This is a genomic window from Blautia sp. ZXY-1-B12 (genome assembly GCF_056339915.1).
The window spans coordinates 1-9046 of sequence record NZ_JBWJVP010000307.1 but is presented as its reverse complement, the minus strand read 5'-3'; the positions used below and the strand labels follow the sequence as shown (position 1 = coordinate 9046).

The following is a 9046-nucleotide window of genomic DNA, read 5'->3' as shown; positions in this document are numbered from 1 at the left end:
TTTGTAATTCCGGGAAAACCTTTATCTAAGAAAAAAATACAATATTAACATGAATATCATGAATACAATATTGGAGGCTGTGAATATTCCCAAATACTTCCCTCTCAGATTCCTGTTTTCTTTTGCGATATACTTGAAACTTATCAGGCTTGCCATGGATGCAATCAGAGTGCCGAGATCTCCAATATTGGTTCCGACAATTAAAGCCCGGTAATTACCTGTAAAGCCGGATAAAAGAAGCGCAGCGGGAACATTGCTCATAATCTGACTGGCAAGAACAGCAGTAAGTGTTTCCCTTCCTGCCATGATTCTTTCCAGAAAACTGCTGAACTGCGGAATCCTTCCAAGGTTGCCGATAAAAATAAATAATGCGATAAAGGTGGCAAGCAGGGAGTAATCCACCCTGCTTATATTTTCCCTGTTTCTTAGCAGCATATATATAAGAACCAATACAAGAGGAATCTGGTATGGAATGATACGTGCAACAGTGAGCAGGCAGATTGTAAATAAGATCAGGTAAGCGGCCAGGTATTCCATGTTAAGTTCTTTTCTGTCAGAGAATCCCAAAAGAGTTTTATTTTTTTCGGAACCGCATACGTGAGGTGCTTTGGCAGCGGCTACCTGTATCCATATCAGAAGAAGGATAAGTGCTGTGGCGGAATAGGGAAGCATCAGGGTTATTAATTCTGCCGCGGACATCCCTGCTCTGGCATATAGATAAAGGTTCTGCGGATTTCCGATTGGTGTGAGCATGCTTCCGAGATTAGCAGCGATTGTCTGCATGGCTACTATTTTAAGAAGCCAGTAATTGCCCAGTTCCTTTGGCAGTTTATGCACAATGATCAGTGCAAGAGGAACAAAAGTAATCAATGCCACATCATTGGTGATCACCATTGACAGGAAGAAACATAAGAGTACCAACAGCCTGATCACACCCACAGTTCCCGATATTCCCATCAGCAATTTTTGGACAAGTAAATCAAAAACACCAACAGCCTTCAAACCAGCTACAATTGCCATCAAACAGAAGAGGAGCCCGAGAGTCCTGAAATCGATATAGGTAAAATAAGCCTTATCCAGTCTGACCCAGAACATAGAAAGAAGTGCCAGGATCACTGCAATTGACAAAACGGTTTCTTTCTTGAAAAAGCATATAATTTTTGTAACATAATACTTCCTTTCCGGTCTGATACGACCGCGTATGAGTATATCACAGAAACACCCAGAAAAACGAATATCATTTTGTATTGCGGATTGTGTTTGCGATTACCGCCTCATTCCTGTATAATGAAACCTGTCTTTAGGACTTGAAGTAAAAAACTACTAAAACCAGTAAATATAAATGTATATGGCTGATGAAGCCATACCAGAATAAAATACTAATTTTGTATATCATCATCGTACCGATCGTTGAAGCACAGGTTGCTATGCTCCCTCAGACATATGTAGACCTCACAGACGAACAGGCTCTCAAGGATCTTCAGAGAACACTGGATCTGTTAGATGAGGATGACGATGTGACTGACGTGTGGACAAACTGGAATGAATGATTGAATAGTATTGATGAATGAGAAAATGACCTTTTTCGTATGTATGGCTAGCATATGAAAAGGGTCATTTGGGGCTGTAGTGCAGAAAATATATCGGCTATGTTGCACAAATCTTCCGTCTGAAATCTGTAATAAACGCCGAAAAGCATTTTTAATTGAAAACCACGTTGACATTAATTGTGGAAATGATATAATGAAACCATCTTGAAACGGGTTTCAAAAGAAAAAATACACAATAACAGGAGGCGACCGGGAATGACAAGTATTCGAGATGTAGCAAAACTGGCAGGAGTTTCTCCTTCTACTGTATCCAGAGTAATGAATGGAACAGCAAAAGTAGATGAAGAAAAAATGCAAAGGGTTTTAAATGCTATTTCTGAAACGGGTTTCAAACCTAATGAAGTTGCCCGTTCTCTGTTTAAGAAATCATCAAGGATAATTGGCGTAATTGCCCCGGATATCGAGAATCCATTCTTCACAGAAATGGCGAAATCAATCGAAGGTGAAGCATACGCCCAGGGATACCGGATGACGTTGTGTTACTCTGAGAATAAACCTGAGAAAGAGAAAGAGAGTATCCGAATGCTTTCAAGAATGAACGCAGACGGAATCATCCTTATGACTAACAACGAGGAAATCGACGCGGAAATTAAGGACTGCGGCATCCCAGTGGTGGTTGTGGACAGACGTATCCATGCAGACGGAGAACTGGCTTTCGTAGAAGCTGATCATTATGAAGGCGGGAAACTGGCAGCCAGACATCTGATTCAGTGTGGTTGCAGAAATATCGTAAATATTTCCGGACCACAGAAATATTCCAGTGCCAGAAACAGATATCGAGGATATGTGGATATTTGTAAACAGTATGGACGTGAAGTGCAGAATCTGGAATGCGAGTATAGCTTCGAACAGGGTCTGCTGACGGCAGAGGAAATTCTGGAGAGATATCCAGCAGTTGATGGAATCATTTCCTGTAACGATATGGTAGCTATTTCAGTATTCAAAGTTTTGAGACGTCATGGATATCAGATTCCGGAAGATGTACAGATCATAGGATTTGATAATATAGCACTTGCACATTTGATGACACCGGAACTCACGACAATCCGGCAGCCAATTGCAGATATGGGGAAAACAGCAGTGCGGTGTATTATCAATTATGCAACAGGAGTTGATGTAACACAGGAAAATAAATTTCCGGTAACTTTAATAAAAAGAGAAACAACAGTTATGAAATAGGATATGCGGTTAAACGGACATTTGAGACATATCAGGAGAAACGAGTATTTTCCCGATGTAAGTAAATTCAATTCATTGCTTATTGTTATTGTAATTGAAACAAAGGATTTACTTAATCTGTCTGAATTGTTTATAAAATAACAGTTATGTGACAATAAATAAGAGGAGGAAGAGAATATGAAAATCTCAGTAGTAGGAAGCATCAACATGGACCAGACAAGTAACTGCAGAAAGAATTCCACTGAAGGGTGAAACACTTCAGGGCGATACCTTAAGTTACATCCCTGGCGGAAAAGGTGCAAACCAGGCAGTTGCCATGGCAAGACTTGGGGCAGATATAGAGATGTTCGGATGCGTAGGAGATGACAGCAACGGACAGGCACTGATCGATAACCTCGCAAAGAACGGGGTTAAGACAGGAAACATTAGAAAGCTTGCAGGCGTACCTACAGGACTTGCGATTATTACAGTAGGTGAGAATGACAATACAATTATCGTAGTTGCAGGTGCCAACGGTAAAGTTGACTGTGAATACATCGACAGCATCAAAGGAGAACTGCTGAAATCCGATTATGTGGTAATGCAGCATGAGATCCCGGCAGAAACTGTAGAATATGTAGTAAATATCTGCTATGAAAATGGAATCAAAGTTGTATTAAATCCAGCTCCGGCAAGAGAAGTAAAGAAAGAAGTTCTGGACAAAATCACATGGCTGACACCGAACGAACATGAAGCGAAGATTTTATTCGGTGCAGATACAAACACAGAAGAATTACTGAAAACATATCCTGAGAAACTTGTGATCACACTTGGATCTGATGGTGTGGCAGCTGCGAAGAAAGACGGCACAATTGTTCATGTACCGGTTCGCCCTGCAAAAGTTGCAGATACAACAGGAGCCGGCGATACATTAAACGGTGCGTTTTGCACTATGCTTGCAGAAAATGCTGATCTGGAAAGTGCACTTCGTTTTGCAAATACAGCTGCAAGCCTTTCCACAGAGAAGTTTGGAGCACAGACAGGAATGCCGACATGTGAAGAAGTTGAAAAGGAGTTAAATAAATAAGATGAAACGACTTGGAATTTTAAACAGTGATATCGCAAGAATATTGGCCTATATGGGACACACAGATACTCTTGCTATCGGCGACTGTGGTCTGCCGGTACCGGACACAACAGAGAGAATCGATCTTACAATTGAATTTGGAAAACCTTCTTTTATGGATGTTTTGAAACCGGTTTCAAAAGACCTGAAGATTGAGAAAATCGTGCTTGCAGAGGAAATCCGTAAGCAGAACCCACAGATGCTTGCACAGATCGAGCAGTTATTTAAAGAAATCGAACAGGAAACAGGCGATAAAGCAGAAGTTGAATTTGTTTCACATACAGAATTAAAAAAGAGAACAGAGAGCTGTAAAGCGGTGATTCGCAGCGGAGAAACCACTCCTTATGCAAATATCATCCTGCAGTCCGGCTGTATTTTTGGATAAAAGATTAGGTAGTGTCTGAGATTACCAACAAAATAAAAGGGGGCAAAAAATAATGCGAATTGAGATGCGTGGGATCGATAAGTCATTCGGTTCCAACCAGGTTTTGAAGCAGGCGGGCTTCACACTGGAGAGCGGCGAAGTTCATGCGCTGATGGGTGAGAATGGAGCGGGAAAATCTACTCTGATGAAGATTCTTACAGGCGTTTATACCAAAGATGCAGGAACTGTGCTTGTTGACGGAACAGAGGTAAACTACAAGAATCCGCAGGAAGCTGAGAAAGCGGGAATCGTCTTTATCTACCAGGAGTTAAATGTTATGTTTGACCTGACGGTAGAAGAGAATCTTTTTATGGGAAAAGAAATTCATGGAAAATTCGGAATCTGTGACAAAAAAGCGATGCAGAAGAAAGCGCAGGTAGCATTGAACACATTGGGAGTAAATATTTCTCCTAAAACAGTTATGTCTGAACTTTCCGTAGGTCAGCAACAGATGGTGGAAATCTGTAAGGCGCTGATGGCAGATGCAAAGGTTATTATCATGGATGAGCCGACAGCTGCACTGACACAGAGCGAGACAGTTGCACTGTTTAAAGTCATTGAATCGCTAAGAAAGAAAGGCGTGTCCATGGTTTATATCTCACACCGCATGGAGGAGATTTTCGAATTGTGTGACAGAATTACAGTTCTGCGGGATGGTTCCTATATTGGTGTGAAGAGCATTCCGGAAACAAACATGAATGAGATCGTCAAGATGATGATCGGACGTGAGATCGGTGAGCGTTATCCGTCCAGAGACGTAAAGATTGGCAAAGAAGTTCTGAAAGTAAAAGGGCTGACCAGAAAGGGAACATTCCATGATGTATCTTTTTCTGTACGTGCAGGTGAGGTACTTGGAGTCTCCGGTCTGATGGGTGCAGGAAGAACAGAAATCATGCAGGCAATCTTTGGAAATCTTTCTTATGAAAGGGGTACTATTGAGATTGATGGCAAGGAAGTGAAGATTTCTAATCCAAGACAGGCGATGGAACATGGAATTGGATTTATTACGGAGGACAGAAAAACAGAAGGTCTGATGCTTGATAAGAGTATCAGAGAGAATATTTCTCTTTGTAATCTGGGACGTATTTCGAAATCTTTTGTAGTTTCAAAAGAAGCGGAGAAGGATATGGTTGGAGAAGCAATCAAAGAGCTTCACATCAAATGTTTTGGACCATTTCATGAATGCAACAATTTAAGTGGCGGTAACCAGCAGAAAGTTGTTCTTGCAAAATGGATCCTTACAAATCCGAAGATTCTGATCCTGGATGAACCTACCAGAGGTGTGGATATCGGAGCAAAAAAAGAAATTTACAGTATTATCAATAAACTGGCAGCGCAGGGAGTTGCGATTATTATGGTATCCTCAGAACTGCCGGAGGTACTTGGAATGAGTGACAACATCATGGTTGTCCGTGAGGGTGAAGTAAGAGGAATTATTTCCTATGAGGAAGCAAATCAGGAAAGAGTAATGACATTGGCTACGGGAGGTACAATTTAATGGAAACTAAGAAGAAAAGCGTATCTGAATACGTTCAGGAATATGGCGCATTTATCGCATTGATCGTTCTTGTTGTGGGAATTGGTATCGCAAGTCCGGAATTCCGCACATGGAGTAACTTTCTGTCACTGTTAAGACAGTCTTCAATTAATGGATTTATCGCATTTGGTATGACATGCGTAATCCTGACAGATGCAATTGACCTGTCTGTTGGTTCTATTCTGGGTCTGTCCACTGCACTTTGTGCAGGGATGATCGCGAGCGGATTTCCGGTTGTACCGGCAATGATCCTTGCGATGGTAATTGGTACAGGTCTTGGTCTTGTCAGTGGTATCCTTGTTACAAAAGGCCGCCTGCAGGCATTTATCGCAACCCTTGTTACAATGACTGTTTATCGTGGATTAACCATGATCTTTATGGATGGAAAACCAATTTCCAATCTTGGTGACAGTTTTGCACTGAAATTGGTAGGAAAGGGAAATATCTTCCATATTCCGATTCCTGTAATTCTTTTTGTACTTGCATTTATCGCATTCTATTTTATGCTGAACAAAACAACATTCGGAAGACGTATCTATGCAACCGGAAGTAACAGCAAATGTGCACGCCTTGCAGGTGTTGACATTGACAAAACAAAAATTATTGTTTACGGAATTTCAGGATTCATGTCTGCTCTTTCCGGCCTGATCCTTCTTTCCAGACTGAATTCCGCTCAGCCTACTCTGGGTGACGGATATGAAATGGATGCTATCGCAGCAACAGCACTTGGCGGAACAAGTATGAGTGGTGGACGTGGTAAGATCCAGGGAACCATGATCGGTGTTCTGATTATCGCAGTTCTGAATAATGGTATGAACATCCTTGGTATTTCTTCTTACTATCAGGATGTAGTAAAAGGTATCGTTATTCTGATTGCCGTACTTTCTGACAGAAACCGTTAATCAGAATATAGGAAAATTGCATATTCAGGCTGCTGCGGGGATAAATCGGCAGCCTGAGTAGTCAAGCGGATATTACAAACAAGTTCCTGACTATTGATTTTCATAATTGAAGCATGGGACTTACTTTATTCAGTTAATATAAGAGATTTGAATATACAGGAGGGATTTCGAAATGAAAATAAAGAAGATTGTAGTTCTGACAGCTGCGTGTGCAATGTTATCTTCCACAGCAGGATGCCAGATTATTACTATTGACGGCGAGGGAACTGCTGAAGTTGGCGAAAATGGAGTTGTAGGAAACGGAGCGATCGGATTGTCCGTATCTACATTAAATAACCCATTTTTTGTAAGTCTTGCAGAGGGTGCGCAGGCAGAAGCGGAGGACAAGGGTGCTGAACTGATTACTGTTGATGCAGGTGATGATGCTGCGAAACAGACCAATGACGTAGAAGACCTGATTTCCAGAAATGTATCCGTTCTGATTGTAAATCCGGTAGACTCTGATGCAGTAGCTCCGGCAGTGAAAGATGCGATTTCAAAAGGTATCAAGGTTATTTCTGTAGACCGTGTGGTAAATGGCGTTGACGTAGACTGCCAGATTGCATCTGATAACGTAGCTGGTGCGAAAATGGCAACAGAGTATCTGGTAGAAACAATTGGAGAGGGTGCACCTGTAGCTGAACTTCAGGGAACAACTGGAGCTTCTGCAACTATTGACAGAGGTGCTGGTTTCCATGAAGTAGCAGATGAGAAATTGGATGTAACAGGAAGCCAGACCGCAGACTTTAACCGTGCAACAGGTATGACTGTTATGGAGAACCTGCTTCAGGCGGATGGTTCTATTAAGGGTGTATTTGCACATAATGATGAGATGGCGCTTGGTGCGTTAGAGGCTATCGCAGCAACTGGAAAATATATCAAGGTTGTCGGATTTGATGCTACCGATGATGCAGTTGCAGCTGTAAAAGCAGGAAAAATGCTTGCAACAGTAGCACAGCAGCCAGATCAGATGGGCAAAACAGCAGTAGACACAGCAATTACTCTGGCAGATGGAGAGACAGTTGAGAAGTCTATTCCTGTAGAAGTAAAACTGGTTACCAAAGACAGTGCGGAATAAAAATAAAAGAATATTTGTGTAAATATTTTGGAATAGACTTTGATTTGACGAGGTTTGTTTGAAACGCGTGTATGAAGGGAAAAACATTAAATATACTGTTCTGATATCTTCGAATAAAATAAAAAATTAGTACATAATACCTCCAGAAGCAAAATCCTGGAGGTATTTTTATGCGGGATATTATGAAAGACTATAGAAAATCGGGAACAGAAAAAAGAGAGAGGGGAGTTCTGGATAAATATGCGGAAATGTGTAGATACCAGAATGAGAGGCAGAGAAAAAACGATGAGGAATTTTCAGATGAAAGTCTGAGTGTGAATGAACAGGAGAATAAAGATTCAGAAAAAGAGCAGAAACTGAAAAAGGAAGATACACAAAATGAGCAGATAAGAGAGATGGGACAGGTGATTTTGGACAGCAATTCAAGAAAACATGAGGTGGAGTTGCTGAAGATTATCCGAGAAGTAGAAGGTCATGAGTCAGCGCCATCACATTCTAAGACAACCAAATATGAATATGTGCTATCTAAGCTTGCCATCACCGAAGATGATGATGAAATCGAAGGACTGCTGATCCTGTTAAACACTGTAGGTGGAGATGTGGAGGCGGGACTTGCCATTGCGGAAATGATCGCATCGGTGAGTATCCCGACGGTATCGCTGGTTCTGGGAGGCGGTCATTCCATAGGAATTCCTATGACAATTTCTGCAGACTATTTTTTTGTGGTGCCAAGTGCGACTATGGTGATCCATCCGGTACGTTCCAGCGGTATGTTTATCGGTGTTGCTCAGACTTATCGGAATATGGAGAAGATTCAGGATCGTATTACTACATTTAATTCAGAACATTCCCGGGCATCTCAGCAGCGTCTGGAAGAACTGATGTTGGACACAACTCAGTTGGTGAAAGCTGTGGGAATTATGCTTGAGGGAAAAGATGCGGTCAAAGAAAGTCTGATTGATGAAGCTGGTGGAATTAAAGAAGCACTGGCAAAATTAAATGAGTTAATTGAGACTAAGAATTGTGAGAAGTAGGTTGTAAATGCTATACAGGCAGAAAAAATTTTGTATTTGTCATATCAGTTTTTGTATATCTGAATAGAAATAAATAGTTTGAATGGTCAAAAGAAAATTAAAAACATGAAATATTATAAATCAGAAAAATATAGTCGA

At 41.2% G+C, this 9046-nt stretch carries 7 protein-coding genes and 2 pseudogenes; 8 read left to right on the top strand and 1 reads right to left on the bottom strand.

Annotation, left to right across the window (positions count from 1 at the left end; all coding sequences use genetic code 11):
- Positions 1 to 21 precede the first annotated feature (21 nt).
- A complete protein-coding gene (locus AC075L_RS21335; RefSeq protein ID WP_476388175.1) occupies positions 22 to 1128 on the bottom strand; it encodes an SLC13 family permease in 1107 nt (368 codons plus the stop codon).
- A gap of 272 nt (positions 1129 to 1400) precedes the next feature.
- Between AC075L_RS21335 and AC075L_RS21330 the strand changes: the two are divergent.
- The 8 genes and pseudogenes from AC075L_RS21330 to AC075L_RS21295 all read left to right on the top strand — a co-directional run.
- Positions 1401 to 1550 (top strand): annotated as a pseudogene (locus AC075L_RS21330) (YebC/PmpR family DNA-binding transcriptional regulator); the annotation flags it as partial.
- A gap of 255 nt (positions 1551 to 1805) precedes the next feature.
- Entirely contained in the window at positions 1806 to 2789 is a 984-nt protein-coding gene (locus AC075L_RS21325) for a LacI family DNA-binding transcriptional regulator (RefSeq protein WP_476388174.1), read from the top strand.
- A gap of 177 nt (positions 2790 to 2966) precedes the next feature.
- Positions 2967 to 3855 (top strand): annotated as a pseudogene (gene rbsK, locus AC075L_RS21320) (ribokinase).
- Between the two features lies 1 nt (position 3856).
- Entirely contained in the window at positions 3857 to 4279 is a 423-nt protein-coding gene (rbsD, locus tag AC075L_RS21315; RefSeq protein ID WP_476388173.1) for a D-ribose pyranase, read from the top strand.
- A 52-nt stretch (positions 4280 to 4331) separates the two neighbouring features.
- On the top strand, positions 4332 to 5816 hold the full coding sequence (locus AC075L_RS21310; RefSeq protein WP_476388172.1) for a sugar ABC transporter ATP-binding protein: 1485 nt from the start codon (positions 4332 to 4334) through the stop codon (positions 5814 to 5816).
- Positions 5816 to 6757 (top strand): ABC transporter permease, encoded by a 942-nt coding sequence (locus AC075L_RS21305; RefSeq protein ID WP_476388171.1) that lies wholly within the window; start codon positions 5816 to 5818, stop codon positions 6755 to 6757. Before AC075L_RS21310 ends, AC075L_RS21305 begins: the two co-directional genes overlap by 1 nt.
- A 172-nt stretch (positions 6758 to 6929) precedes the next feature.
- A complete protein-coding gene (locus tag AC075L_RS21300) occupies positions 6930 to 7874 on the top strand; it encodes a D-ribose ABC transporter substrate-binding protein (RefSeq protein WP_476388170.1) in 945 nt (314 codons plus the stop codon).
- A gap of 395 nt (positions 7875 to 8269) precedes the next feature.
- Positions 8270 to 8908, top strand: a complete 639-nt coding sequence (locus AC075L_RS21295) for a ClpP family protease (RefSeq protein WP_476388176.1) — start codon at positions 8270 to 8272, stop codon at positions 8906 to 8908.
- The last annotated feature ends 138 nt before the right edge of the window (positions 8909 to 9046 follow it).

Bases quoted from the DNA above. Each gene is read 5' to 3' on its own strand.
- AC075L_RS21325 (WP_476388174.1), top strand. From the start codon at position 1,806: ATGACAAGTATTCGAGATGTAGCAAAACTGGCAGGAGTTTCTCCTTCT.
- rbsD (WP_476388173.1), top strand. From the start codon at position 3,857: ATGAAACGACTTGGAATTTTAAACAGTGATATCGCAAGAATATTGGCC.
- AC075L_RS21310 (WP_476388172.1), top strand. From the start codon at position 4,332: ATGCGAATTGAGATGCGTGGGATCGATAAGTCATTCGGTTCCAACCAG.
- AC075L_RS21305 (WP_476388171.1), top strand. From the start codon at position 5,816: ATGGAAACTAAGAAGAAAAGCGTATCTGAATACGTTCAGGAATATGGC.
- AC075L_RS21300 (WP_476388170.1), top strand. From the start codon at position 6,930: ATGAAAATAAAGAAGATTGTAGTTCTGACAGCTGCGTGTGCAATGTTA.
- AC075L_RS21295 (WP_476388176.1), top strand. From the start codon at position 8,270: ATGGGACAGGTGATTTTGGACAGCAATTCAAGAAAACATGAGGTGGAG.